The organism is Caballeronia sp. GAFFF2 (assembly GCF_023631485.1).
Lineage (GTDB): Bacteria > Pseudomonadota > Gammaproteobacteria > Burkholderiales > Burkholderiaceae > Caballeronia.
Genome location: NZ_JALQDA010000005.1, coordinates 93,646 through 117,272, shown reverse-complemented (window position 1 = coordinate 117,272; position 23,627 = coordinate 93,646). Strand labels below are relative to the sequence as shown.

At 60.4% G+C, this 23,627-nt stretch carries 27 protein-coding genes and 1 pseudogene; 20 read left to right on the top strand and 8 right to left on the bottom strand.

The window, feature by feature from the left end; all coding sequences use genetic code 11:
- The first annotated feature begins 13 nt into the window (after positions 1 to 13).
- The 7 genes from NCT04_RS02560 (at position 14) to NCT04_RS34615 (ending at position 7,383) form a co-directional block, all read left to right on the top strand.
- Entirely contained in the window at positions 14 to 496 is a 483-nt protein-coding gene (locus tag NCT04_RS02560; RefSeq protein ID WP_250463222.1) for a hypothetical protein, read from the top strand.
- Between the two features lie 193 nt (positions 497 to 689).
- On the top strand, positions 690 to 1,424 hold the full coding sequence (locus tag NCT04_RS02555) for a hypothetical protein (RefSeq protein WP_250463219.1): 735 nt from the start codon (positions 690 to 692) through the stop codon (positions 1,422 to 1,424).
- 740 nt (positions 1,425 to 2,164) lie between these two features.
- Entirely contained in the window at positions 2,165 to 2,845 is a 681-nt protein-coding gene (locus NCT04_RS02550; RefSeq protein ID WP_250463216.1) for an ImmA/IrrE family metallo-endopeptidase, read from the top strand.
- Positions 2,846 to 3,055: 210 nt separating this feature from the next.
- A complete protein-coding gene (locus tag NCT04_RS02545) occupies positions 3,056 to 4,162 on the top strand; it encodes a patatin-like phospholipase family protein (RefSeq protein WP_350029991.1) in 1,107 nt (368 codons plus the stop codon).
- Complete coding sequence (locus NCT04_RS02540; protein ID WP_250463210.1) at positions 4,155 to 5,183, top strand: cyclic GMP-AMP synthase DncV-like nucleotidyltransferase; 1,029 nt, start codon at positions 4,155 to 4,157, stop codon at positions 5,181 to 5,183. Before NCT04_RS02545 ends, NCT04_RS02540 begins: the two co-directional genes overlap by 8 nt.
- A 29-nt stretch (positions 5,184 to 5,212) precedes the next feature.
- Positions 5,213 to 6,895: a ThiF family adenylyltransferase gene (locus NCT04_RS02535; RefSeq protein ID WP_250463206.1), complete on the top strand. Its 1,683-nt coding sequence runs from the start codon at positions 5,213 to 5,215 to the stop codon at positions 6,893 to 6,895.
- Positions 6,784 to 7,383 carry a Mov34/MPN/PAD-1 family protein gene (locus NCT04_RS34615; RefSeq protein WP_350029990.1) on the top strand — a complete coding sequence of 200 codons (600 nt, stop codon included), beginning with the start codon at positions 6,784 to 6,786 and terminating at the stop codon, positions 7,381 to 7,383. The genes NCT04_RS02535 and NCT04_RS34615 overlap by 112 nt, the downstream gene beginning before the upstream one ends.
- A gap of 34 nt (positions 7,384 to 7,417) precedes the next feature.
- Here NCT04_RS34615 and NCT04_RS02525 read toward each other — a convergent pair whose 3' ends face one another.
- Entirely contained in the window at positions 7,418 to 7,639 is a 222-nt protein-coding gene (locus NCT04_RS02525; RefSeq protein ID WP_250463200.1) for a hypothetical protein, read from the bottom strand.
- 99 nt (positions 7,640 to 7,738) lie between these two features.
- On the opposite strand from NCT04_RS02525, the gene NCT04_RS02520 reads away from it, so the two are divergent.
- Positions 7,739 to 7,882, top strand: a complete 144-nt coding sequence (locus NCT04_RS02520; protein ID WP_250463198.1) for a hypothetical protein — start codon at positions 7,739 to 7,741, stop codon at positions 7,880 to 7,882.
- On the opposite strand, the gene NCT04_RS02515 is transcribed toward NCT04_RS02520, so the two are convergent.
- Positions 7,879 to 8,382: a hypothetical protein gene (locus NCT04_RS02515; RefSeq protein ID WP_250463195.1), complete on the bottom strand. Its 504-nt coding sequence runs from the start codon at positions 8,380 to 8,382 to the stop codon at positions 7,879 to 7,881. The genes NCT04_RS02520 and NCT04_RS02515 overlap by 4 nt on opposite strands.
- Positions 8,383 to 8,570: 188 nt before the next feature.
- Positions 8,571 to 8,894, bottom strand: coding sequence for a hypothetical protein (locus NCT04_RS02510; protein WP_250463193.1), 324 nt, complete (start codon positions 8,892 to 8,894; stop codon positions 8,571 to 8,573).
- Positions 8,895 to 9,127: 233 nt separating this feature from the next.
- Between NCT04_RS02510 and NCT04_RS02505 the strand changes: the two genes are divergently transcribed.
- Both NCT04_RS02505 and NCT04_RS02500 read left to right on the top strand, forming a co-directional pair.
- Complete coding sequence (locus NCT04_RS02505) at positions 9,128 to 9,796, top strand: glycine zipper 2TM domain-containing protein (protein ID WP_250463192.1); 669 nt, start codon at positions 9,128 to 9,130, stop codon at positions 9,794 to 9,796.
- A gap of 141 nt (positions 9,797 to 9,937) precedes the next feature.
- Positions 9,938 to 10,417, top strand: a complete 480-nt coding sequence (locus NCT04_RS02500; RefSeq protein WP_250463190.1) for a hypothetical protein — start codon at positions 9,938 to 9,940, stop codon at positions 10,415 to 10,417.
- 320 nt (positions 10,418 to 10,737) lie between these two features.
- On the opposite strand, the gene NCT04_RS02495 is transcribed toward NCT04_RS02500, so the two are convergent.
- The 3 genes from NCT04_RS02495 to NCT04_RS02485 are packed head-to-tail and all read right to left on the bottom strand — an operon-like array spanning position 10,738 to position 12,621.
- The gene (locus NCT04_RS02495; protein ID WP_250463188.1) at positions 10,738 to 11,124 is read right to left on the bottom strand and encodes a hypothetical protein; all 387 of its coding nucleotides are present in this window, start codon (positions 11,122 to 11,124) and stop codon (positions 10,738 to 10,740) included.
- A 14-nt stretch (positions 11,125 to 11,138) separates the two neighbouring features.
- Positions 11,139 to 11,693: an outer membrane protein assembly factor BamE domain-containing protein gene (gene bamE, locus NCT04_RS02490; RefSeq protein WP_244827089.1), complete on the bottom strand. Its 555-nt coding sequence runs from the start codon at positions 11,691 to 11,693 to the stop codon at positions 11,139 to 11,141.
- 37 nt (positions 11,694 to 11,730) lie between these two features.
- Positions 11,731 to 12,621, bottom strand: coding sequence for a peptidoglycan DD-metalloendopeptidase family protein (locus NCT04_RS02485; protein ID WP_250463186.1), 891 nt, complete (start codon positions 12,619 to 12,621; stop codon positions 11,731 to 11,733).
- A 382-nt stretch (positions 12,622 to 13,003) separates the two neighbouring features.
- Here NCT04_RS02485 and NCT04_RS02480 point away from each other — a divergent pair, with 382 nt between their 5' ends.
- Positions 13,004 to 13,255 (top strand): GlsB/YeaQ/YmgE family stress response membrane protein, encoded by a 252-nt coding sequence (locus NCT04_RS02480; RefSeq protein WP_244827961.1) that lies wholly within the window; start codon positions 13,004 to 13,006, stop codon positions 13,253 to 13,255.
- A gap of 78 nt (positions 13,256 to 13,333) precedes the next feature.
- Here the strand turns inward: NCT04_RS02480 and NCT04_RS02475 are convergent, their stop codons facing one another.
- A complete protein-coding gene (locus NCT04_RS02475; RefSeq protein WP_250463184.1) occupies positions 13,334 to 13,993 on the bottom strand; it encodes a VTT domain-containing protein in 660 nt (219 codons plus the stop codon).
- 193 nt (positions 13,994 to 14,186) lie between these two features.
- Between NCT04_RS02475 and mutL the strand changes: the two genes are divergently transcribed.
- From mutL to NCT04_RS02455, 4 genes and pseudogenes are all read left to right on the top strand, one after another.
- A complete protein-coding gene (gene mutL / locus NCT04_RS02470) occupies positions 14,187 to 16,121 on the top strand; it encodes a DNA mismatch repair endonuclease MutL (RefSeq protein ID WP_250463182.1) in 1,935 nt (644 codons plus the stop codon).
- Entirely contained in the window at positions 16,118 to 17,062 is a 945-nt protein-coding gene (miaA, locus tag NCT04_RS02465; protein ID WP_250463180.1) for a tRNA (adenosine(37)-N6)-dimethylallyltransferase MiaA, read from the top strand. Before mutL ends, miaA begins: the two co-directional genes overlap by 4 nt.
- 101 nt (positions 17,063 to 17,163) lie before the next feature.
- Positions 17,164 to 17,457 carry a nucleotidyltransferase family protein gene (locus tag NCT04_RS02460; protein ID WP_250463250.1) on the top strand — a complete coding sequence of 98 codons (294 nt, stop codon included), beginning with the start codon at positions 17,164 to 17,166 and terminating at the stop codon, positions 17,455 to 17,457.
- Positions 17,454 to 17,809, top strand: a pseudogene (locus NCT04_RS02455) (HepT-like ribonuclease domain-containing protein). Before NCT04_RS02460 ends, NCT04_RS02455 begins: the two are co-directional and overlap by 4 nt.
- Before the next feature lie 80 nt (positions 17,810 to 17,889).
- Here the strand turns inward: NCT04_RS02455 and purM are convergent.
- A complete protein-coding gene (gene purM / locus NCT04_RS02450) occupies positions 17,890 to 18,945 on the bottom strand; it encodes a phosphoribosylformylglycinamidine cyclo-ligase (protein WP_250463178.1) in 1,056 nt (351 codons plus the stop codon).
- A gap of 267 nt (positions 18,946 to 19,212) precedes the next feature.
- Between purM and hda the strand changes: the two genes are divergently transcribed.
- From hda to NCT04_RS02425, 5 genes are all read left to right on the top strand, one after another.
- Positions 19,213 to 20,016 (top strand): DnaA regulatory inactivator Hda, encoded by an 804-nt coding sequence (gene hda / locus NCT04_RS02445; protein ID WP_250463175.1) that lies wholly within the window; start codon positions 19,213 to 19,215, stop codon positions 20,014 to 20,016.
- Between the two features lie 11 nt (positions 20,017 to 20,027).
- Positions 20,028 to 20,714, top strand: a complete 687-nt coding sequence (locus NCT04_RS02440; RefSeq protein WP_244827082.1) for a histidinol-phosphatase — start codon at positions 20,028 to 20,030, stop codon at positions 20,712 to 20,714.
- Positions 20,707 to 22,269, top strand: a complete 1,563-nt coding sequence (gene pcnB, locus NCT04_RS02435) for a polynucleotide adenylyltransferase PcnB (protein WP_250463173.1) — start codon at positions 20,707 to 20,709, stop codon at positions 22,267 to 22,269. Before NCT04_RS02440 ends, pcnB begins: the two co-directional genes overlap by 8 nt.
- A 98-nt stretch (positions 22,270 to 22,367) precedes the next feature.
- Positions 22,368 to 22,928: a 2-amino-4-hydroxy-6-hydroxymethyldihydropteridine diphosphokinase gene (gene folK, locus NCT04_RS02430; protein WP_250463170.1), complete on the top strand. Its 561-nt coding sequence runs from the start codon at positions 22,368 to 22,370 to the stop codon at positions 22,926 to 22,928.
- Positions 22,925 to 23,605 (top strand): deoxynucleoside kinase, encoded by a 681-nt coding sequence (locus NCT04_RS02425; RefSeq protein WP_250463167.1) that lies wholly within the window; start codon positions 22,925 to 22,927, stop codon positions 23,603 to 23,605. The genes folK and NCT04_RS02425 overlap by 4 nt, the downstream gene beginning before the upstream one ends.
- Positions 23,606 to 23,627 lie beyond the last annotated feature (22 nt).

The following is a 23,627-nucleotide window of genomic DNA, read 5'->3' as shown; positions in this document are numbered from 1 at the left end:
CACCGTAACCGTCATGCCCAAATCGAAATCGCGCAAGCCCATCCGCAGCGTCGCGAAGGCGGCGAGACACAAAAAGGTTCTCTACCTTCCGCTCGACCGCGACTCGGTCGCGCAAATCGCTGTTCAAGTCAGGATGGCCTTGGAAGTCGCGCGCGCCGGCCAAGGCGACGCGGCCACGTTGCGATGCCTGGCGCAGGCCGTCGCCCTGACGGGCCTCATCGCCGCAGCCGGCCATGGCGAGATCGAAGAGGAGGCGCTTCAAGCCGCCGAAGCCGCGCTCTTCGGAACCCTTTCCTCAGCCGATTTGAACAGCTGGGGGCTTGATGCGGGCGAGCTCTCTGCGATTACAGACGTGGTGAATGAACACGACCGTCAATTGAGAGAGACGCGCCTCGACGTTGTCGTTCGAGCTTTCGAGAAAATTGAGCGACGGCTGGGTTCCGGGCTTACCCTCGAAAGACTCTTCTCGCTTCGTCGGTGTGCCGCGAAGGCCTAACGTTATGAAACAGGTCAGAAGGCTCATTAGCGTGCGCAATCTCGAAGGCAAAACCCGTTCCGACCGGGCGCCATCTTTAGCCGATTGACATCTCAATCCGGCGACCGTTCCAATTCAGTCTTATCGGATCACCTCACTGTTTTTATAATAGTCGGCTAACACACCCCAACTAGTCGCGCTAACGATCATCCAAATGACCCAAAATGTCGCCGACAACCCAGCCAATCGCCTATTGGTTATCCTTCAGGAGTGCAAGGCGATCCCACCAAACGAGAACTGCCGAGCGGCTTGGCAGAAGGTGTTGAAAACCACCGATGAGGCAGCGCTACTAAACCGGATGGCGAAAGCGCTCAATCTGTCGCGCGAAGTGGTTGATGTAGTTGAAGAAGCGTTTCCTCGACATGTCCCGCCAATCCAAAAATTGCGCAGTCAGATATGCGCCGGCTTCTCACAACAGAATATGAACGGCGATTGGTCTGCTTTTACCAGCCAGATCACGGATGATTCGATCGTTGCAATTGGCTTCGCCGCCAGCCTGCTCGAAGAAAGAGAGAAATTCAGGACCGTCGCCAGCGACAATCTGGCCGCTCAACGCGACAGGCTTGTGGAGTTGCGAAAAGAAGTGGTTGCGTCAATCGAGCTTCCAGAGGAGGTTCGGCTTACGATCGCGCGCTATCTCGGGCGGCTCATAGACAGTTTCGATGAATACTTCATCACGGGGATTTTTCCGGTTCTTGACGCGGCCAACATGGCAATTGGAAACTTGGCTTTTGACCAAGAATACAATCACGCCTTGCGCGACACGGAGGTCGGCAAGAGGGTGACGGACGCGCTTGCGAACATCGCCAACTCCGTGACGATCGTCGCCGGAATGATTCAATTTTCGGAGCCGTTGCACCACCTTTTGCAGATGCTCCCCCCGGTCTGATCCGTGCGAAGAGGCGCGCGTTGCACTCCTTGCTTTGAGCGAATTCGATGTCGATTTTTTCGACAAGTTTGCCCAGCAAGAACTCGTCTAAAGGTTGAAAACAAGAGCCGGCGGCGTCGAAGTTAAACGGGCAAGCGAAGAAAGAAGTCATGGCGAAAAGCTCCGGTTTTGATCAAGGGAGAGTTCGGCCGGAAGCTTCTTTGCTCCTCTTTTTTGGGAGGAGGCGGGGCGGTCGAGAAGATTCGTGGCATTAAGAAGCCGGCAGTTGCCGGTTTTCGGATCATGCCCCGTTCGATCTCTTCACGAGAGATAAGGGGCCTGACGCGGGCATTTGAAAAATTGGAATTATCGGTTTCGAAATTGGGCGGGGTCGCTGGCGGTTCGAGAATTTTCCACACCGGCGGCTTCAAAAAAATCGGCCGGCACGCCGGGCCTGAGCGTGGCAGCGGGCGAGCGCGCCAGTGCCGGCGAAGCGTCACTATTTGGGGGCACGCCACGCGCCCGTAGCAATCGACGCTGTCGAATTCGGCAGTTTCTCTCCAGATTACCCTGCTAGCCCCGCTATTCGGCGTCGAGATTTAAGATTGTTTTTGAGGCAGGCTGCCGAGCTTGATTCCGCGGTCAATCCCTTCGACGGCAAAATTCTGCGTCGATCAGCATGCACAAGATGTTGATCATGTTGTTGCAAAAGCCACTACATGTGGTAGATTTGCAAAACCACACAATGCGCGAGGTCTTCCATGGACCACGAAAAAATAGAGCAGGAAGCGAGAAGGCTTCACTACGAAATTTGGCATAAGCGCAAGCTGCTCTTTCCGTTCGGAGAACCTGAGCCGGCAAAAATGTGCGCGCCGGACATCGCGGCACGTGTGCTCGATATTGATTATGAGTATAGAACCAACCTCGGAGCCTTTCGCGTTGATGGAACGACTTACGCGGTTGCTGGAATTTTGGATCGTCGGCGGGGAATTGTCAGCGTTGCGACACGCTTCGGAGACAAATCGACACGATTCACTGGTGCACACGAAATTGGGCACCATCTGTTGCACCCGGGAGAACATTTTCATCGCGACAGGCCGCTGACTTCACAATCGCCAGGAAAACTCCGACCGCCTATTGAACGCGAGGCAGATTACTTCGCTGCGTGTTTCCTGGCGTCGCGCCGGCTCACTCTTGAAGCCTTTTCGGTTCGCTTCGGGCGCGCGCCGCTGATGCTCGACGACAATGTTGCATTCCACCTCAAAGGAGCGAAGGCGCATGAGCTAATGCGGGCGACCACAGGCTCCGGTGATTTTGCCGCCGCTGTCGCCAGCGCCCGCTCATTCAACGGACGTCGCTTTCCGTCCCTCGCTGATCATTTCGGGTTGTCGGTCAGCGCGATGGCTCACCGCCTCCAAGAGTTGGACTTGGTTTTGTCGTGATTCCCCGGCGCGGGCATCAAGCGGTTTGCCCTGCGCAAACGACGCTATGGCAAGCGCAATTTGTTGAGACACGTGAAAGAATGCGCCCACAAAACACGCTGATTTTTGTTGGAGAGAGCCGGAGTCCGACAGGGATCCTGCTAGCCGGGAATGTTCGCAGTTGCTATTTTCGCGCAGTGAGCGTGTGTCGTCAAAAGAGGGGTGTGAAAATTGACAAAGCCCTATCGAGTTCTTTGTTTGGACGGGGGCGGCATGCGCGGCGTGTATCAAGCCGCGTATCTCGACACGGTCGTCAACAGAATTGCCAAGGGCCGGCAAGGTTCTGCGGCGACGGACGTGGGGCAATGCTTTGACTTGATCGTCGGGACAAGCACGGGCGCGATCGTCGCGTGCGCTTTGGCGGCCGGCAGACCGCTATCCGAAGTGCGTGCGCTTTACGAGAAACATGGCTCCGCGATATTTCCTTATCAGACGTTGCGTGCGATCCCAGTGGTCGGAAAGGCGGTCCGGGCAGCAGGCGCGGGAAATCGACGCGGAGAAGCCGCTTTGCGCTCTGCGTTGAATGACGCGTTGGGGGTTCTCACGTTCGCTGACGTTCTCGATAAAAGAGAAATCGCTCTGGCTATTCCAGCAATCGACATGGCTCGCCATGCCGCCGTGGTTTTCAAGACTCGGCACATGAACCGGCTCAACGGCAGAGATGACGCGCGGACACTCACGGACGCCTGCATGGCTAGCACGGCCGCCCCGATCTTGCGATCGCTGGCCCACCTCATTGAGCCGGAGACCGGAATTAGCGTCGTATACACCGATGGGGGGCTTTGGGCAAACAATCCGGGAGCGCTGGGCGCCATTGAGGCGGTCGAAATTTGCAAAGACGCGGGCGAGGCCAGCCGCCCTATTGAGCTGTTCATGCTTGGCTCGCTGCCCGTTCAGGGCGGGGAGGAAATTTCAAACAAGGCGCGCCGCCGGGGCGCCTGGGGATGGAGCTTCGGCATAAAGATCATGGAGGCGTCGATCAATGCGCAGGCTGTGGGCTACGACTACATTGCGAAAAAGATCATCGAGATTCGCGGCAATGGCAGCGGCGCGTGGCGCATGCCAGCCCAATGCCCCTCAAATGATTTGCGAAAGTATTTGTCGAATATGGATGACGCGCGACCGAGGGTGCTAAACGCGCTCTCACGCCAAGCGGTGTCTGACGTCGACTTCTTATGGGCAGAAGCCGCCCGCGGAGAACCGTGCGCGCTCCGGTTCTTGGCGGCGTTCGGGCCCCGCCCGCTTGATCCACAGAAAGAAGGAAATAAAAATGTTTGACTGCCACAACGAGATGGACAGCTTTCACGGCAAAAAAGTCACGCTCACCACGCCTGAGCGCGACGAAATGCGCGCGCGTCGCAATAACGGTCGCATTCGACTCAATAACGGCCTTGATAAAAATGGGCATCCGCAGCCGGATCACCATTCTCAGGGTTCGTATGCGATGCACACGATGGTTCAAGACATAGAGTGTGAATACGACATCGACGACGGCGCTTATTTCAAAGAGAAGGATCTTAACGACGCGCAAGGTGTGGCTTTGACGCCTTCCGAGGCAAAAGAACGCGTCCGCGCGGCGCTCGCCATGGACGGGAGGCTCGCAAGCGAGGCGGAAATTCACAACAATTGCGTGCGCCAGCTCTACCCGCAGGGCTATCACATCGACATTCCGGTTTATAGAACTCGCGTCAGCAAAGACGAAGCGGGCGGGCGAACCGAAACCTACGAACTGGCTAGCGGCGACGAGTGGACTGTTTCCGACGCGCGCGAAGTGACACGGTGGTTCAAGAGGAAAGTCTCAGATTTCGGCGTTGACGGCCGGCAATTTCGCAAAGCGGTGCGACTGACGAAGTTCTATGCCCGTAGCCGTCACGACTGGAAAGAAAAGACGGGCAGCGGCATTCTGATCACTTGCTTGGTCTGCGACGATTTCGTCCCCGTTCAGGACCGAGACGATCAATCGCTGCGCGAAACATGGGTCAAGGTCTTAGCCAGGCTCAGGCGCTCGCTCGTCGTCGCGCATCCCGTGGGCGACACGCCGTTGGCCGGACCAGACGACGAGAAAGCAGCGTATCTGCGCGACCGACTCGCCGAAGCTTTGGCGACCCTCGGCATTTTCGATGGCGACCCTACTCGGGTCGAGGCGCGCGCGGCGTGGGACGAAGTGTTCGACACCAACTTTTTCTCGGGACAGCCCACGCCTTCCAGCAGAGAGGACGGCGGGGGCTCTAAGTCGCGTTTCGTTGTCGCCGAGACAATAGGCGACAAGCGCGACGATGGCGATGGGCGATACGGTTGACTTCGCTGGCCCTTTCCCCTACGCCGCCTATGGCAGAAAGCTTCGAAAACAGTTTAGACGAGCTTTGGCCCAACGAATGGCGACGGCTTGATGACGCCGAAACCGCCGCGTTGCGCGGAATATTTAATTTCGCCTACGCGTGGCGCATTGAGATTCCGCGCGGCGAGCACCAGCACCCCACAGTCGATCATCTGCTTGTGTTGATCGACGGCAGCTTTCCATTTTCCGAGATTCGCGTTTGCGCGCCGCAAGCTGACAAGCAGCACGCTGACCGATGGCCGCACGTGGAGGAGTGGGGCAGCCTGTGCCTTGTGAAGCGCCCGTTCAACCTCCCCACCGGCCGTCGCATTGCGCTTGCGATCTCGGACGCGGTGAAAGTGTTGCGTCTCGACAAAGATGCGAGAGAGGGCGAGCTGCGCCGCGAGGCGTTGTCTTATTGGGCGAGAGAAAAGACCCCTGACTCGCGATCCGGCCTTGCTATTTTCCCGCCCACGGGACTATCTCGATCAATCGTGCATGCGGTGCATCGAGGCGCCCCTGTATTTGCGGATTCTGCCGAGCAGATGAAATCCTGGCTGCGCAACTCTGGCGTCAGAGAGCCCGCGGAGCCCTCGCCCGCGTGGTTCACGATGCTAGATCAACCGCTCACCCCGGCCCAATACCCGATCAACGGCAAAGATATCCTCAACATCTCTGGCCATGCAAACATCGCTCCGCTGCTCACCCCTCCCAAACCATTTCCTGTCCTGATCGGCATGCCAACGCCCAGCGGGCCGGTTTTTGTCGGAACCTGGATTAAAGGCCCGCCCCGCAAGACCCTGCTGAAGGGATTTCGCGCGATTGCCAATCTCCCCCAGAAGCACATTTTGTTTTGCTATTCGGGGCAAAGCGTCGAGCGCTTCAATGTGGGCCGCGCAGATCGCGCCTGGGTGCACGGGCGGGACAAAGACCCCTCTTCTGATCTGCTCGCGCAAAAGACTGTGGCGCTCGTTGGATGCGGCGCACTTGGCGCTGAAATTGCCCGGTTGCTCGCGCAGTCAGGGGTCGCGCGCTTCATTCTTATAGACCACGATAATCTCGCCCCACAGAACACGTCTCGGCATCTCTTGGGCGCCGCGGATGTTTTCCGCTATAAAACCAACGCGCTTTCGGATCGTTTAAAACGCGACTTTCCCCACATCGATTCCGCCGATGCATTTCCGCGACGCTTCGGTGATTTGACGAAGGAGCAGCTTGCCTCGGTCGCTTCGGCAGATCTGCTGATCAGCTCCGGAGTTTCACTTGCGGTCGACATGCAGATGGACCGATGGCGAAAATCGATCAAATCGCGGTCGCCCTGGATGGTCTCGTGGACCGAAGAATTCGCGCTTGCCGGACACGCTGTGTTGCTTTCGCCCGCCAGTGAGTTAATGGATTTGTTCGATGACGAGGGCAAGCCCAAACGCCGGATGACATCGCGGTGGGCGTCCGGGGTGGCCACACTTTCTGAGGCTGGCTGCGGCAACTTTTTCCAGCCATATGGCGCGGCCGATTTGCAAGGAACAATAGGGCTCGCGGCGCGCCTTGCGCTTGACGCTTTGCTGGGACACTGCGCCCCGCCGTGCCACCGCGTGTGGCTTGGCGCCCGGGATCGGGCCATTTCGCTGGGGGCGACGCTTTCCGACGACTTCGATATGAGCATGACCGAGCGTGTGATTCCTTGGCCTCAATAAAGACTCCGGCAACTGCCCAGCTTGTTTTCAAACACGACGATTTTGCTCAGGAATTGTTGATTGCCCCTGCTGCGCGATCCCATCTTGCGCGCCATCGGCAATGCTTTCGTTGGTCGAAGGAAGCCGGGGGCCAATTGTTTGGAGTGGTCTCCGATAAAGCGGTTTGCATCCTGGAAGCCAACGGCCCTGGTCCGCGCGACGAACGAACGAGAGTGTCGTTTCGTTCGGATCCGGTCGTCGCGCAACGCAATATCGATCTGCGCGCCGACCGAGGCATGCTTTATTTGGGTGAGTGGCACACCCACCCCGAGGCCCAGCCAGTTGCGTCCGCTATGGATATTGACGCGTTTTCCCGATTGCTTCGCCAATCTGAGGTCCGTGTGAGTTCGCTTTTGCTAGTAATTCAAGGGACCGAAAACGGTCCGCCAGGAATAACGGTGTATAGCGGGCAAGCCGCCGACATCAAGAAATGGGCGCTGAAAATTTGACGCTCCGATAGCCATCCGGACATTCACCAGGCGCTCACTTCATGCCAAAGTCGGGTTCGAGCAGTGCCCGAACAACATCCCGTCGCGAAAAATATGTGCCATCCAAAGAAGCTTCGAAGGATCCTTGAACACGCTGCGATTTTACGGCGATGGCGACCAGTGTCTCAGCACTGATCGTGAGCAGAAAGCGGCGCCGGGTCCGGTAATAATTTGGCCGCACGCACGGTTTCACGGACGAGCGTTTGCCCTTTTTCATTCCGTTCGTCTCCTTTTACTTTTTTGCTATTGCCATCGGGCCTTGACTCAAATAAAAGGGGACTCCTATTTTCGGACCGTTAAACCCAGCGAGCTCTCGATGAAACAGCCCCCTGAAAATTTTCAAGAAGCGTTGGAAACGAGAAGAGCGCGAAAATCGTTGTTTGGTTTTTTCCTCTTTTTGCTATTCAGTTTTGTCGCATTTGCGCTGATGGGTCTTGCAAAAGTGACCTCCGGCCACTAGCCGATTGTTTTTGCAATCAAATCGAGCAAAAACGCCGCCGCTACGAGCAATGAACCCCGCTCGCAAGCCGTCGACGCATCGACAAACAAGTCCGCCGCCACCTGTGTGAAGCGCGAAGAGTCTCCCGCGTCGGCCGTCTTTTTCAATTTTTCTCGCTGTTCGTTCATCAGGATCACACCGCGCGAGATGAACATCACACCTGCGAAGTTTAGGATCGCGACACCGTATTCCAGCACCGTGGAGACGGTCTTCAACGCACTCGATTCGCTTACGAAGCTCAAACCTATCACCAGCACGACGCCAACAGCGATGATCGCGCCGGCGAAGGAAAGCGTCGTTATCTCAATGCCGAGCCACTCTTTGATCTCTTCGATTCTCGTTTGAGCCCATCGCTCGATTCGCTGTTCGCAATCATAGAATATTCCTGGTTTTTGCCTGATAACTGCCATAACCAATCCAACAGCGATAGCGGTCAATATAAGCGCGAGAAGTGTTCTCATTGCGGATTTCCTTGATATTAAGCGACTTTTCGCATAATTCGCCAAGTGCGAGGGTGTTAAACACATGCCCTTGGCGTGTCGTTTGCTTTCGCTTCACACACATTCTTTCGACATCGAAAATGTCGACGCATTGTCACGAACGACGTTGCCAGGATTTCTCGACTACGGGCCTATCGTTGAATGCGGCTTCAATGGCTGCGTCGCCAAATGTGAAGTGCCCTTTCACAGGATATATGTTCGGAGGCATCAACCGCTCCTCGTTGCGGCTCTTTGTTGGACTTCGCAAAGACCTCATGCACGAAAAATGGCGCTAAAATCCGGTGGTCCAACCCAGTGGACCACCAGTTTTTGGGCTCTGAGCCTCGCCGAGTCAGGCGGGGCGGCCGATCCGGGAATTTGTCCTTTTCTCCCTGATTCGCCACCAGCATCAAAAGAAGCCGCTGTTCCGCAAGGATCAGCGGCTTTTTGCTTTCGGCGCGCTTCCCGGCATGCCAGCGTTTTTTTGTCTTCATGCATGACCGGCGCCTTTCCGCATCTCGTTGGTTACGCGCTCGTCGCCATGACACTCGACACGCGTGACTTGCCCGCCGCGAAGTGACGCGACGCTTCTCAAACGCCTCCTCGTTCGAATCAAGCGGAGATGTTTGCTTACAAATGTCACACCGAACGCGTCCACCGGGTAGCAAACGCGGCGTTATAGCAGGCAGGCATCAATGCCTTGCAAGCACTCAACGGAGACGCTGCCATGAACGCCGTACCCCAGTTCGATCAAAAGCCCTCGCGTATTCATCCGCTCATGGCGGCGGCCGCCGTCTCGGTGATCCTCGCTTGCGGCACGGGCGTGGCCGCGATGACCGGCCTTCTGCCGTCATCGAAAGCCACCGCGACGGCCGTGACAGCTTCGCCGACGGTAGATGGGCAAGTCGCCAAGGCATCGCCCGCAAGCGCGCCGGCTCTGACTGGAAGCGACGCGGATCGATTGCCGCGTGCGGTTCGCGGGCATCACTTGAAACCGGCGTCGACGACGGCACATAGCGTGGCGGCCGCGGCGCCCGCAGCGGTCGAAGCCCAACCGGCGTACGATCCGTATGCCGGCCAGGTCATGGCGGTGAACGCGGTGCAGACCGCGCAACCCACCACGGGTCTCGGTGCAATAGGCGGCGCGGTCGTGGGCGGTTTGGCGGGGACGCAGATCGGTAACGGTCGCGGACGCACGGCGGCGACGATCATCGGCGCACTTGGCGGCGGGCTCGCGGGCAATCAGATCGAACATGTCGTCCACAAGACGACGACGTATCAGGTGCAAGTCCGCATGAACGATGGCAGCGTGCGCAGCTTCAATTACGACAGCGCGCCCGGCGTCGCGGTCGGCGAGCGAGTGCGCGTGGCGGGTGAATCGCTGAGCCCGGCTTGAGAACGGCGCGCCTTTGCAAAGCCTGACGCGTCTTAAGACAACACTAATTATCGAGTGCGATGATGTTTCCATGCTCATTGCACGAAGCGTCCCGGCCCGCCGGTTCGGGTGCGCGAGCAAGAACCTGTTCCGGAGAATTCCGTGAAGAAAAAATCGACGAATATGAAGTCCGGCCGTCCTGCCATGTCGCCGCTGTTGCGCGCGCTGACCTATAGCCGCGCCGCCCGCGAACCGATGACCAACGCCATGCTGCTTCAAGCCTATGCCGCACTCGACGCCCTCCGGCGCGGACACGGCTCGAAGCCGCTCTTCATGGCGCTGTGCCGGCATCTGCTGATCGCGGAAGAACTCGGCCAGCTCGGTCACGTGACGGATCACGCCGACGACATCACCGCAGCCTACGAAGCGCTCGTCGAACTGGACGAGCGGCACACCGGCACGGGCGAGTGGACGCTCGACGACGCGGCGCACGCCAACCTGTGCGATGCACTCGCCATCTATGCCGACCAGCTCGAAGACGCGACGCTCGAACACATCGCGCAAGCCGAAGCACGCATGGTCACGCAATCGCTCGTCGCGGCGAACCTGCGTCAGGAGGCCAAACACGAAGAACTGGCTTAGTCGAAAAGCCGATTGGACGGTTAAGGGTTTATCCGCCACGTATCTTGCTTGCGTGTGTTCGAGAACGAACACTCATACAAAACCGTTGCCTCGATACTGTGTCTGCGCACGGGGGAAGTCGATTCAAGCGCAAACGGACCACAAAAAAGATGGGCGGCATTCGACCGAGTTGTGGGTAAAGGCACAGGCGCGCCAGGCAGGTAACGAATAAAGAGCGCACGGTTTTGCCAACAGCCCGGCGAGTAGCAGGCGAACCACGCCATCGCTCCGACAAAGAAGCTCAAAAGCCGGCACTCGCCGGCTTTTCTTTTTTGCGCGACTCAGCGGTACTTCGAAAACACCGTCCGGCCGCACTCCGCACACCATGAACGCTGCGCGGATTCGATATCCGCATCCCAGACGTGTCCCCACGCGCATCGCCAGGAAGGCGGCGCCTTGGTGTCGGCACGGCCCGGCGATAACAGCGCACCGCCGCGCATCTGCGCGATGCCATGCAAGCGCTGCATCTCGACCTCGCGCCGGTGCGACGCGCAGTTCATGCAACGAATATTCTGAGCCGCATCTACCGCGTCGTCCCAGTGATGACCACGGTCGCAAGCCCAGATCGTGAGCGTCGCATCGTTCGCGTCTTGCAGATAACGGTCGCGATAGCGCGCGGCGTCGTTCATCAAGGCGTTTCGTCTCTTGTCGTTATTCTGATTGTTCATTGCCTCTACACCTTTCAATGACGTCCGCCGCCCTCCGCCTCCGAGCGCGAAGTCGTCACCACGATGCCGTTCGGGTCGAAATGCGCGTTGAACATGGCGTCGCGATTCACGCCATCTTCGAGCCAGTGCCAACTCCACACGCGTTCCTGCTTCAGTCGATACTCCGCGACGGTGGTCGGCTTGCCAAGCAACCGGCGCACTTCATCCTGCGTCATGCCGGGCCTTACCTTCGCGATATTCGCCGCGGTCAGAACCTGCGTCACCGACACGAAGAGTCCGTCGGCGTCGAGATCGACGAAATAGGTGTTCGTTCCCGCCGGGCCGCGCGGATATTCGAGCCGCTTGGACCCGTCGGTGAAAGTCCGTTCGATTTCCGGGTCGCCCATCTGACTGCGAATCTGCGCCTCGGTCGTGACGCCAGGCTGCAAATCCTTCAGCAGCAGATTGTCGGGCTTCACGGCATTGAAAATTGCCTTGAGCTTGTTCAACCCATCCTCGCTTTGCTGCTGATCGCAGCCAGCAAGCAATGACAACGCGACACATGCCGCGCCCATGACTTTCTTCACCATCACTCTCCTTCGACCTTCATGTTTCAACCTTCATTCTTCAACCACCTGCGCCAAGCAGGGGCAACGGGTCAACCGCCGCGCCCGACTTGCGTACTTCGAAATGCAGCTCCGGAGAGCCGCTCGGTCCCGTGCCCATGTCGGCGATGGTCGCACCTTGCTTGACCGTATCGCCTTCGTGCACGAGCAGCTTGTCGTTATAGGCGTAGGCGGTCAGAAAATCGTTGCCATGCCGCACGATGATCATGCGCCCATACGAGCGCAAGCCGCTGCCCGCATACACGACCTTGCCGCCGGCTGCCGCCTTCACGGGCTGCCCGACCTTGCCGGAGATATCGATTCCCTTGTTGCCGCTTGCGCCGAACTTGCGCACGACCTCGCCCTTCGCGGGCCACACGAACGTGCCCCTGGCCGCGCTCACATGTTCTTCGCTGGCTTCGGGCGCGGGCTTTTGCGCGACGGACTTTTCGGTCTTGTCGCTCGATGACTTCTGCGGTGTGGCAATGAGCGGCGGCATGTCTTTCTTTTGCGCCGTGCTCGCGGATGCCACGGCTGCGCCCGGCGGCGCCACGCGCAACAACTGTCCGATATTCACCTGCTTGCTTTCGGGCAGCGTGTTCCATTTGGCGAGGTCGTCGGGCTTCTGCTTGTAGTTTCGCGCGATGCCGTAAAGCGTGTCGCCCGGCTTCACGCGATAGAAGCCCGGCTCCGCTGGCGGCGCGTTGAGCGGCACGACCGGCGCGGGAATGACGGCGGGCGACGTCGTCTGAACGACAGGCGGCGCGCTCGACGCCGAACTCTCGACGATAGGCGCGGGCGTGCGCGGTGTGGAGGAACATCCGGCGAGCATTGCCGCGACCGCTGCCCCCGCGATGCCCGCGCGGCTGAATAGCTTGAAACCTTCCATTTGCATCGACACCAACGTTCTCATTCTCTTGTTCTAGTCTCTTGCAGCGTGTTCAAAGCCCACAGCGCCGATTACAGCAATGCGTCGCGCCGCTCCTGTTGCATTACGTGAAACGATCAACATCCGCCAGCATAAAACATTACCGAAACAATTCCGCCGTCGTGACATAAACGACACACGTGGCCATTCGGTGCACCGGGCGTTTCGGCATTCTAAATTTTGATCAAATTACACACTATCTTCGACGCGCTTGCCGTGTCTGGCGCGAGCCGTGGCATCGACAAAACTTGACACTCAGGCCGGTCCGCGTGGCCGTTCTTTGGGCTAAATTCACCGCGCTCGAAAGCAGGAGCTTCCTGCAGTCCTGCAATCATCTAATCTCTCGGAGTTTTTTCTCATGAATTTCTTGCAACACGGAATCATCCTCTGGCTGATCATCGGCGGCGTCGCGGGCTGGCTCGCCGGTCTCATCATGAACGGCAGCGGCTTCGGCGTGATCGTCGACATTATCGTCGGCGTGGTCGGCGGTCTGATCGGCGGCTGGCTGTTCGGCACGCTCGGTATCTCGTTCGGCGGCGGCATCTTCGGCTCGCTCGTGACGGCCGTGATCGGCGCAGTCGTGCTGCTGTTCCTTATCCGCCTGATTCGCCGCGGATAAAACGCATCGAGCGAGGCGCGCAGTGACACGCGTCTCGCTCGATTTCAGTGCCCCGAAGCAGCAATCGGCCGTTACGGCTTACGCCTTCGAGCGCCGCCGCGTCAGCTTCCAAAGCGCACCCAGCGCGATCGGCACCACTGCCGCGCCGATTCCCACCAGCACGATCACGTTCAAATACTGCCGAATGAACGGAATGTTGCCGAAGAAGTAGCCGAGCAGCACGAGCAACAGGACCCAAACCAGCGCGCCCAGAATATTGAAGAACTGAAAGCGCGTGTGATTCATCGACGAAGCGCCCGCCACGAACGGCGCGAAGGTCCGTACCACCGGCACGAAGCGCGCGATCACGATAGTCTTGCCGCCGTGATGCTCATAAAAGTTGTGGGTCTTCTGCAGCGCCGCGCGGTCGAGAAAGCGCTCCAGCACGGGAATGTTGGTGTCGAACACCTTCGGGCCGATAGCGCGCCCAATCAAGTAATTCACCGTGTTCCCCAGAACAGCCGCCACGAGCAGCAGCACGATGAGCGCGCTCAAGTCCATCGCGTGGGACGCGGCAAACGCGCCGCCGATGAACAACAGCGAATCGCCCGGCAGGAACGGGAATACGACGAGCCCGGTTTCGCAGAACACGATGAGGAACAACACCGCATAGACCCAAGCGCCGTAGTGCTGGATAAAGACACCGAGCGACTTGTCGATGTGAAGGATCATCCCTAGAAATTGCAGCAGCGTGTCCAAAAGCTTTCCTCGAAAAAAATGGCCCGGCGCGACAGGAATCTGCCCGCCGTCAAGAACCGTGGAAGGTCGCGCCATGATACCGAACGCAAACGCGCCTTCAATTAGGAAGCGCTCATCCAGACGCCGTCTCGACGCCCTTTTGCCGCCAAAATCGCGCATCGGGACGCTCGGATGCGAATCGCTATAATTCGGGATGGCCGAACTCAACGATCCCTCCGCCTACACATTGACCGCAGACGCCGCGCGCGGTTCGCGCGCCATCGCGCCGCTTCCCGACCAGCTCATCAGCCAGATCGCGGCGGGCGAGGTCGTGGAACGGCCGGCATCGGTCGTGAAGGAACTGCTGGAAAACGCGCTCGATGCAGGCGCGCGCACCCTGCGCATCACGCTCGATGAAGGCGGCGTGAAGCGAATCGTCATTGCCGATGATGGCAGCGGCATTCCGCCCAACGAACTTCCGCTCGCGCTTTTACGCCACGCGACCAGCAAAATCCGCTCGCTCGCGGACCTGGAAGCCGTCGCCACGCTCGGCTTTCGCGGCGAGGCAATTGCCTCCATCGCTTCCGTCGCGGAGTTGTTCATCACGAGCCGCACTGAGAGCTGCTCGCACGCGACGCGCATCGACGCGCAAACGGGCGCCATTTCCCCGGCAGCCGGCACGGTCGGCACCACCATGGAAGTGCGCGAGCTGTACTTCAACACGCCCGCGCGGCGCAAGTTCCTCAAGAGCGAACAGACCGAACTCGGGCATTGCCTCGATGTGATCCGGCGCATGGCGCTCGCGCGCCCGGACGTCGCCATTTCGGTGATGCACAACGGCAAGGCCGTCGAGCATTGGAACGCGAGCGATCCGCGGACGCGCGTCGCGAAGATTCTCGGCGAGGTGTTCGAAACCGCGCATCTGCCGCTCGATGAACGCGCCGGGCCGCTCGCCGTCTACGGTTGCGCGGGCCTGCCGACCGCCAGTCGCGGACGCGCCGATCAACAGTATTTCTTCGTCAACGGCCGCTTCGTGCGCGACAAGCTGCTTACGCACGCGGTGCGCGCGGCCTATGAAGACGTGCTGCATGGCAATCGCTATCCGGCCTATGTGCTGTTTCTCGACTTGCCGCCCGAATCGGTGGATGTGAACGTGCATCCGTCGAAGATCGAAGTGCGCTTTCGCGATTCGCGCTCGATTCACCAATACGTGTTTCATGCCGTGCAGCGCGCGCTCGCGCGGCAAGCGGGCGCGTCGCCGGAAACCACGTCGGGCGGGCATGCGGCGCAGTTGTCGCCGACCGGACCGGCTTCGTTCAGCGCAAAGCCTTACGCCACGGGCAGCGGCGATACGGCGCCGATGCGCGGCGAAAACGGCACGTCATGGATGCGCCAGTCGCGCATGACGCAGGGCACTTTGCCCGTCGCGCAGCCGCTTGCGCTGTACGACGCGCTCTTCGGCCGCAAGGACAACGCCGCGCCCGAGGCGTCGCCTTCGGTGGCGTGGGCCGGCGAAAGCGCGCCGGCTTATGCGCCGCGACCCGCTCCGCTCGATCACGCCGATGACCAGCCGCTCGGCTTCGCCGTCGGGCAGATTCACGGCATCTACGTGCTTGCGCAAAACGCGCGCGGACTCGTGATCGTCGACATGCACGCCGCGCACGAACGCATTCTCTACGAGCAGTTCAAGAATGCGCTTGCGGATCGTGCGATCGCCGTGCAGCCGCTTCTCATTCCGGTATCGATGACGGCGGATGCGGTCGAGATCGGCATCGTCGAGGAAGAGCGCGCCACGCTCGATGCGCTCGGCTTCGATCTGGCCGTGCTCTCGCCGACATCGATTGCCATTCGCGCAGTTCCCGCGCTGCTCAAGGATGCCGATCTGCAAGCGCTTGCGCGCGCCGTGCTGGCGGATTTGCAGGCGTATGGCGGGTCGCGCGTGCTCACCGAGCGTCAGCACGAGTTGCTTGGAACGCTCGCGTGCCATCACGCCGTGCGCGCCAACCGGCGCCTTACGCTCGATGAAATGAATGGCCTTTTGCGCCAGATGGAAGCAACCGAACGCGCCGATCAATGCAATCACGGCCGGCCGACGTGGTTCCAACTCACGCTCGCCGACCTCGACCGCCTCTTCATGCGCGGACAATGACGGCTCGTTCCATCGCGTGTTTATTGGGGCCGACGGCATCGGGGAAGACAGCGGCGGCGCTTGCGTTTGCCGCGCGCTCGGCGCGGCCGGTCGAGATTATCAGCGTGGATTCGGCGCTGGTTTATCGCGAGATGGATATCGGCACGGCCAAGCCGAACGCGGAAGAACGCGCGCTGGCCGCGCATCATCTGATCGATATCATCGATCCCTCACAGAGCTATTCCGCCGCGCAGTTTCGCGGCGATGCGCTGCGGCTCGTCGGCGAGATCGTCGCGCGCGGGCATGTGCCGCTGCTGGTCGGCGGCACGATGCTGTACTTCAAGGCGCTCACGCAGGGCTTGAACGACTTGCCTCCCGCCGATGCCGATACGCGCGCTCTTCTGGATGCCGATGCCGCGCGCGACGGCTGGCCGGCGTTGCATGCGCGACTTGCGTCAATCGATCCGCAAACCGCCGCGCGTCTCGCGCCGAATGACTCGCAGCGCATTCAACGCGCGCTCGAAGTGTTCATGCTCACCGGGCAGCCGATGTCGGCGCTGCTTGCCGCGCCGCGCGAGTCTTCGGGCGATGCGCCGTATCGCTTCGTGCCGATTGCACTCGAACCTTCGGATCGCGCGGTGCTGCATGCGCGTATCGCGGCACGCTTCGATGCGATGCTGGCGCACGGTTTCATCGACGAAGTGAAGCGGCTGCGCGCCCGTGGCGACCTCGATCTGTCGATGCCGTCGATGCGTTGCGTGGGTTATCGGCAAGCATGGGAGTATCTCGACGGCGCGACACGCTATGACGAAATGCGCGATAAGGGCGTCTTCGCGACGAGGCAGTTGTGCAAGCGGCAGTTGACGTGGCTGCGTTCGATACCGGAGCGGGCGGTGGTGGATTGTTGCGCGGGGGATGCAACGGAGCGGGCGGTGGCGACGGTGTTGGCGGTCGCGGGGTGAGTGGCGTCAAGAAAAGCGGCGAAACCGGTTCTCGCTTGCGCTTCATGCCTCAAGGCAAAGCCGCGTTATCATTCATGCGTGGCTTCTTATCGTTCCGTCCCATGACCAAACCTTCATCAGCGCTCGAAGTGCATCGCAACGACGTTCGTCGCATCATCGCGGCCAACCATGCGGCAAATCCGCGGGTATTCGGCTCGGTTCTTCACGGCGAAGACGACGACGGCAGCGATCTCGACATTTTGGTTGATGCTCTACAGGGAGCGACGCTTTTCGACCTTGGAGCAATTCAGGTCGAACTGGAAGAACTGCTCGGCGTGCCGGTGGACGTCGTGACACCGCAAGACTTGCCAATGAAGTTTCGATCCGTTGTTCTGAGTGAGGCGCGCGCGGTATGAATGCAAAACAGCGCCAGTTGCGCCTGACCGACTATATCGACCATCTGCTGGACGCTTCGCGAACTGCACGCGGCTACGTTCAGAAGCTGAGCAAGGCAGACTTCGTCGCGAATCGGATGGTTCAGCAGGCAGTTATTCTGAACCTCATCGTAATAGGGGAAGCCGCGGTTCAGATTGAGACCGAGTTTCCCGGCTTCGCGAAAAGCAACGCTACCGTACCGTGGAAAAGCTACGCGGCATGCGCAATCGCATGACACACGGCTATTTCGATACGAATCTGGACATTGTTTGGGAAACGGTGCAAAGCGCGCTGCCCAAACTCGAACGCGTCCTCGCGCAGCCGTCTGAGTAATGTCGTTGCTGTAGTTGAAAAACAAAAACCCCCGCCACCAGCGAGGGTTTTCAACACCGACATCACAACGCGGCAAGCATTCAAACCACCACCGTCTGCGCCTCCCCATCCGCGCTTTCCCGCACCACACCAATCTGCCAAACCTGTTCACCCGCTGCCGACAGCAAGCCGGTGGCTGCCTGCGCGTCTTCCGCCGCGACGATCACCGCCATGCCGATGCCGCAGTTGAACACGCGATGCATCTCCGCATCCGCGACGCCGCCGTGCTTCTGCAGCCATGCGAACAGCGGCGGCAAAGGCCAAGCGCGATGATCCAGCTCAGCCGTCAACCCTTCGCGCAGCACACGCGGAATGTTTTCGACGAGACCGCCGCCCGTGATATGCGCCATGCCCTTCACGGTCACGGTCTGCATGGCCGACAGCAGCGACTTCACGTAGATGCGCGTGGGCGCCATCAGCGCGTCGGCGAGCGAACGGCCGTCGAAATCGGCGTTCAAGTCAGGATTTGCCCGCTCGATGATCTTGCGCACCAGCGAATACCCATTCGAATGGATACCGCTCGACGCCAGACCCAGCACGACATCGCCCGGCTTGATCGCGCTGCCGTCGATAATCTTGCTCTTCTCCACCGCGCCGACCGCGAAGCCCGCGAGGTCGTACTCGCCGTCCGGGTACATGCCCGGCATTTCCGCCGTCTCGCCGCCGATCAGCGCGCAGCCCGCATATTCGCAACCTTGCGCGATGCCCTTCACCACGTCCGCCGCCGTATCCACGTCCAGCTTGCCGCAGGCGAAATAATCGAGGAAAAAGAGCGGTTCCGCGCCCTGCACGAGGATGTCGTTCACGCTCATGGCGACGAGATCCTGGCCCACCGTGTCGTGCCGGTTCAGTTCGAACGCGAGACGCAGCTTGGTGCCGACGCCGTCCGTGCCCGACACGAGCACCGGTTCCTTGTACTTCTTGGGCACTTCGAACAGCGCGCCGAATCCGCCGATGCCGCCCAGCACGCCTTCGCGCAAGGTTTTCTTGGCGAACGGCTTGATCCGGTCGACGAGCGCGTCGCCTGCGTCGATGTCGACGCCCGCATCGCGATACGACAAACCGGGAGCATCAGGGGCGGATTTCGGTTGATTCATGGGGGGAGCGCAAGAAGGTCGGTAAAATGCGATTTTACCCGATGACAGCCGTCCGGCTGGTTTTCCCGCGCGTGCATCGAAGCCTGCCGGCGCTCTTTTCGAGATCGAATACGGTCCGGCGAAAGCAACGGCGCCGCGCGCGAACGGTGGCCAGAGGCGGCGTTTCGAACATCGGCGCATCCGAGCCGCCTGTTTTCAAGACACGACGAAGACAAGACGAAGACACAACCGATCCGCCCAAACAGCCCGAACCGACTCCTTTCTCACGTGCAACGCCAACTGACGCTCGACCTGGGCACACCACCGCCCGCCACCTTCGACAACTTCTTCGCCGCGAGCAACCACGAACTGGTGACGCGCCTGCGCGAGCTCGAAGGCGCGCTCGCGGCCGGACCCGTCGCGGATCGCACGTTCTATATCTGGGGCGAAGCCGGCAGCGGCCGCAGCCATCTGCTGCACGCGCTCGTGTACGAGGCGAACGGCCGCGCGCGCTTTCTGAGCCCGCAAAGCGCGCTGAACGCGTTCGGTTTCGATCCGCGCGTGACGCTCTACGCCGTCGACGATTGCGACGGCCTCTCGCCGGCTCAGCAAATCGCGCTGTTCAATCTCTTCAACGAAGTGCGCGCTTACCCCGCCAGCGCGCTTGTCGCGACCGGCAACGTCGCGCCAATGCAGCTCGTCGTGCGCGAGGACCTGCGCACGCGGCTCGGCTGGGGCCTCGTGTTCCATCTGCTGCCGCTCGCGGATGACGCCAAGGCGTCGGTGCTGCGGCACGCGGCGCGCGAGCGCGGCATCGTGCTGGCCGAAGGCGTGCCCGCTTATCTGCTCACGCATTTCCGGCGCGACATGCCGAGTCTCATGGCGCTGCTCGACGAACTCGACCGCTTCTCGCTCGAAAAAAAGCGCGCCGTGACCATGCCGCTTTTGCGCACCGTGCTCGCGCGCTTCGGCCAGCCTTCGTGGGACCTGGCCGGGTCCGAGACGGAAAGCGCATCGCCCGATTCCATCGACCTGTTCGGCGAGCCTCACGCGCACGCCGCTACAGACAACGCTCCGACCCGCTTCAAGTAAAATGCGCTCCCATGAACCTAGCCCTCTTTGATCTCGACCACACGCTCATTCCCACCGACAGCGACCACGAATGGGGCCGCTTCATGGTCAAGCTCGGTATCGTCGATGCAGACAGCTTCGCGCGGCAAAACGATGCCTTCTACGCTCAATACCAGGCGGGCGTGCTCGATATCAACGCGTATTTGCACGCCATGCTGGGGCCGCTTGCCAAGCATTCGCGCGAGCAACTAGACGACTGGCACGCGCAGTACATGCGCGAGGTGATCAATCCGCGCATCGTCCCGGCTGCCGTCACGCTCGTGCGCGAGCATCAGGATAATGGCGATCTCTGCTGCCTCGTCACCGCGACCAACGCGTTCATCACCGCGCCTATCGCGGAAGCGTTCGGCATCGAAACGCTGATCGCTTGCGAATTCGAAACCGTCGACAACGACCCGCAAGGGGCGCTCACGGGCCGGCCGACCGGCACGCCGAGTTATCGCGAAGGCAAGATCGTGCGGGTCGAGGAATGGCTCGGCACGCTCGGCAAGTCGCTCGCCGACTTCAAACACAGCTATTTTTATAGCGATTCGCACAACGACATCCCGTTGCTCGAACGCGTGACCGACCCGGTCGCAACCAATCCCGACGACACCCTGCGCGCGCATGCGCAAGCCAAAGGCTGGCGCATTCTGAACCTCTTCGATACACGTGATTAAAAAACTCATCCGCAAGCTGTTCGGACAAGAAAGCGCCGATACCACCGATGGCGACGTTCAAGCCAGCGCTTCGTCAGAAACGAAACCGGCTCGCAAGAGCACGCGCAAGAAAACCGTCGCGCCGCCCAAGCGCGATCCGAGCGTGCCGGTCATCCTGTCGTCGGATGTTCATGGCATCGATCCTTCGCTCATCTCGAAGAACGCGGTGCGCGTGACCGACGGGCTGCAACAGGCGGGGCATCGCGCGTTCATCGTCGGCGGCGCGGTGCGCGATCTCCTGCTCGGCGTCGCGCCCAAAGACTTCGATGTCGCGACCGACGCCACGCCCGACGAAGTGCAACGGCTTTTCAGGCGCGCGCGCATCATCGGGCGGCGCTTTCAGATCGTGCACGTGCAGTTCGGGCAGGAGATCATCGAGACTTCCACGTTCCGCGCGCTCGTGGATGCACCGTCCGCGCAAACCGCGCCCGCCGCCGAAGCGCCACGCCGCTACAAGCGCAGCGAACTCGACACGCGCACGCACGCGGTCGACGCGAGCGGCCGCGTCTTGCGCGACAACGTGTGGGGCGAGCAGCACGAAGACGCCACGCGCCGCGACTTCACCATCAACGCGATGTACTACGATCCGGCCACGCAAACCGTGCTGGATTATCACGACGGCATGGCCGACATCCGCGCGCGCCTGTTGCGCATGATCGGCGACCCGGCCACGCGTTATCGCGAAGACCCGGTGCGGATGCTGCGCGTCGTGCGCTTCGCGGCCAAGCTCGGCTTCGAGATCGACGACGCCACGCGCGCGCCCATTCAAGAACTCGCCGATCTCATGGACAACGTGCCCGCCGCGCGTCTGTTCGACGAGATGCTTAAGCTCTTGCTTTCCGGTCACGCATTGGCGTGTCTCACGCGTCTGCGCAAGGAAGGGCTGCATCATGGCGTCCTGCCTTTGCTCGATGTCGTGCTGGAGCAACCGCATGGCGAGAAGTTCGTCACGCTCGCGTTGACGAGCACCGACCAACGCGTGCGCGCGGGCAAGCCGGTGTCGCCGGGCTTTCTCTTCGCCACGCTGCTTTGGCACGATGTGCAGACGCGCTGGCAACAGTTCACCGCAGCCGGCGACTATCCGGTGCCGGCGCTGCATCGCGCAATGGACGACGTGCTCGACATGCAGACCGAAAAGCTCGCCATTCACAAGCGTTTTTCGTCGGATATGCGCGAGATCTGGGGGCTTCAGCATCGGCTCGAAAAGCGCGGCCGCACCGCCTTGAAGCTGCTGGAACATCCGCGCTTCAGAGCGGGTTATGATTTTTTGCTGCTGCGTTGCGAGTCGGGCGAACTGGATGCCGAAATCGGTCAATGGTGGACCGATTTCATCGAAGCCGATCACGCCGATCGCGAAGCATTGCTTTCGCAAGGCGGCACGAAAGATCGCGGTCCGAAGAAGCGCCGGCGGCGCAGCAACGCAAAGCGCAAGAACGGCGAGACCGCGGAGCACGAAGCACACGAAGCAGGCGCGGCGAGCGACTCGGGCCCAGTCGAAGGCGCCGACAACGAATAACGCCGCTTTTCGTTACAGTAGCGAATACAGGTTTGCCCCCGGGCCGTATCGCCGGGATCTACCCGCTTTTCGCCGAACGACGGCGTAGGACTTCTGCCATGACGATTGCTTATCTGGGCCTGGGAGCGAATCTCGGCGATGCGCGCCAGACCCTGAAAGACGCAGTCGTGTGTCTCGCCCAGCAGCACACGATCACCGTGCTCGCCAAATCGAGCCTTTACCGCACCGCGCCGATCGACTCTTCGGGCGACGACTATTTCAATTGCGTCGTGAAGCTTGAAACATCGTTGCCGGCGCGCGCGCTTTTGCGCTTGTGTCACCACATCGAGGAACAATTCGGGCGTGAGCGGCCGTATCGCAATGCGCCGCGCACGCTCGACCTCGACATCCTGCTGTATGGCCAGTCGGGCATCGACGAAGCGGACCTGATCGTGCCGCATCCGCGCATGACGGAGCGCGCGTTCGTGCTCGTGCCGCTGCTCGAACTCGAACCCGAACTCGTCATTCCGCAACGCGGCCGCGCCAATGCATTTCTCGCGGGCGTCGCCGATCAGCGTATCGAGCAGGTCGCGACCTGCCAATGTCAGGTGCTCACGCGCGCCGCTCCATCCAGTGCAGCAGAGGCACCCGCTGCCGCCACCAAACCCAATTGCCGATGAGCGCTCCGCCTCTCACTGTTACCGCGCCGCAACTGCGCCCGCCGCACCGTTATATCGCGATCGAAGGTCCTATCGGCGTGGGCAAGACCACGCTTGCAACCTTGCTCGCCGAACGCTGGTCCATGCGCACGCTGTTCGAGCGCCCGCAGGACAACCCGTTTCTCGAACGCTTTTATCGCGACACCACGCGCCATGCGCTCGCGACGCAATTGAGTTTCGCGTTGCAGCGCGTGACGCAGACGCGTGAAGCCGCGGAAATGCTCACCGGCCATACGCCGTTGATCGCGGACTTTCTCACGCAGAAGAGCGAGCTTTTCGCACGCCTCACGCTGCCCGACGACGAGTTCCAGTTGTACAAGGACCTGGCCTCACGCATCGGTACCACCGGGCCCGCGCCGGATTTCGTCGTGTATCTGCAGGCGAGTCCCGAAGTGCTGTTTTCGCGCATTCAAAAACGCGCGCTCCCCATGGAACTGCAGATTTCGGATTCGTATCTGCGCGCACTGTGCGATACGTATAACGAGTTCTTCTATCACTACGATGCAACGCCGCTGCTCACGGTGAACGCGGAGCATCTGAACCCGCTGACATCGGAAGAAGATCTCGCGTTGCTCGTCGAGCGCATCGAGACCATGCGCGGACGCAAGGAATCTTTCGTGAAAGGCGTGTCGGTCTGAGCGCCAGGCTTGCTGCTGTTTT

Excerpts from the sequence above, each read along its gene's own strand:
- NCT04_RS02560 (WP_250463222.1), top strand. The coding sequence starts at position 14 with ATGCCCAAATCGAAATCGCGCAAGCCCATCCGCAGCGTCGCGAAGGCG.
- NCT04_RS02555 (WP_250463219.1), top strand. The coding sequence starts at position 690 with ATGACCCAAAATGTCGCCGACAACCCAGCCAATCGCCTATTGGTTATC.
- NCT04_RS02550 (WP_250463216.1), top strand. The coding sequence starts at position 2,165 with ATGGACCACGAAAAAATAGAGCAGGAAGCGAGAAGGCTTCACTACGAA.
- NCT04_RS02540 (WP_250463210.1), top strand. The coding sequence starts at position 4,155 with ATGTTTGACTGCCACAACGAGATGGACAGCTTTCACGGCAAAAAAGTC.
- NCT04_RS02535 (WP_250463206.1), top strand. The coding sequence starts at position 5,213 with ATGGCAGAAAGCTTCGAAAACAGTTTAGACGAGCTTTGGCCCAACGAA.
- NCT04_RS02525 (WP_250463200.1), bottom strand. The coding sequence starts at position 7,639 with ATGAAAAAGGGCAAACGCTCGTCCGTGAAACCGTGCGTGCGGCCAAAT.
- NCT04_RS02520 (WP_250463198.1), top strand. The coding sequence starts at position 7,739 with ATGAAACAGCCCCCTGAAAATTTTCAAGAAGCGTTGGAAACGAGAAGA.
- NCT04_RS02515 (WP_250463195.1), bottom strand. The coding sequence starts at position 8,382 with ATGAGAACACTTCTCGCGCTTATATTGACCGCTATCGCTGTTGGATTG.
- NCT04_RS02510 (WP_250463193.1), bottom strand. The coding sequence starts at position 8,894 with ATGAAGACAAAAAAACGCTGGCATGCCGGGAAGCGCGCCGAAAGCAAA.
- NCT04_RS02505 (WP_250463192.1), top strand. The coding sequence starts at position 9,128 with ATGAACGCCGTACCCCAGTTCGATCAAAAGCCCTCGCGTATTCATCCG.
- NCT04_RS02495 (WP_250463188.1), bottom strand. The coding sequence starts at position 11,124 with ATGAACAATCAGAATAACGACAAGAGACGAAACGCCTTGATGAACGAC.
- bamE (WP_244827089.1), bottom strand. The coding sequence starts at position 11,693 with ATGGTGAAGAAAGTCATGGGCGCGGCATGTGTCGCGTTGTCATTGCTT.
- NCT04_RS02485 (WP_250463186.1), bottom strand. The coding sequence starts at position 12,621 with ATGAGAACGTTGGTGTCGATGCAAATGGAAGGTTTCAAGCTATTCAGC.
- mutL (WP_250463182.1), top strand. The coding sequence starts at position 14,187 with ATGGCCGAACTCAACGATCCCTCCGCCTACACATTGACCGCAGACGCC.
- miaA (WP_250463180.1), top strand. The coding sequence starts at position 16,118 with ATGACGGCTCGTTCCATCGCGTGTTTATTGGGGCCGACGGCATCGGGG.
- NCT04_RS02460 (WP_250463250.1), top strand. The coding sequence starts at position 17,164 with ATGACCAAACCTTCATCAGCGCTCGAAGTGCATCGCAACGACGTTCGT.
- purM (WP_250463178.1), bottom strand. The coding sequence starts at position 18,945 with ATGAATCAACCGAAATCCGCCCCTGATGCTCCCGGTTTGTCGTATCGC.
- NCT04_RS02440 (WP_244827082.1), top strand. The coding sequence starts at position 20,028 with ATGAACCTAGCCCTCTTTGATCTCGACCACACGCTCATTCCCACCGAC.
- folK (WP_250463170.1), top strand. The coding sequence starts at position 22,368 with ATGACGATTGCTTATCTGGGCCTGGGAGCGAATCTCGGCGATGCGCGC.
- NCT04_RS02425 (WP_250463167.1), top strand. The coding sequence starts at position 22,925 with ATGAGCGCTCCGCCTCTCACTGTTACCGCGCCGCAACTGCGCCCGCCG.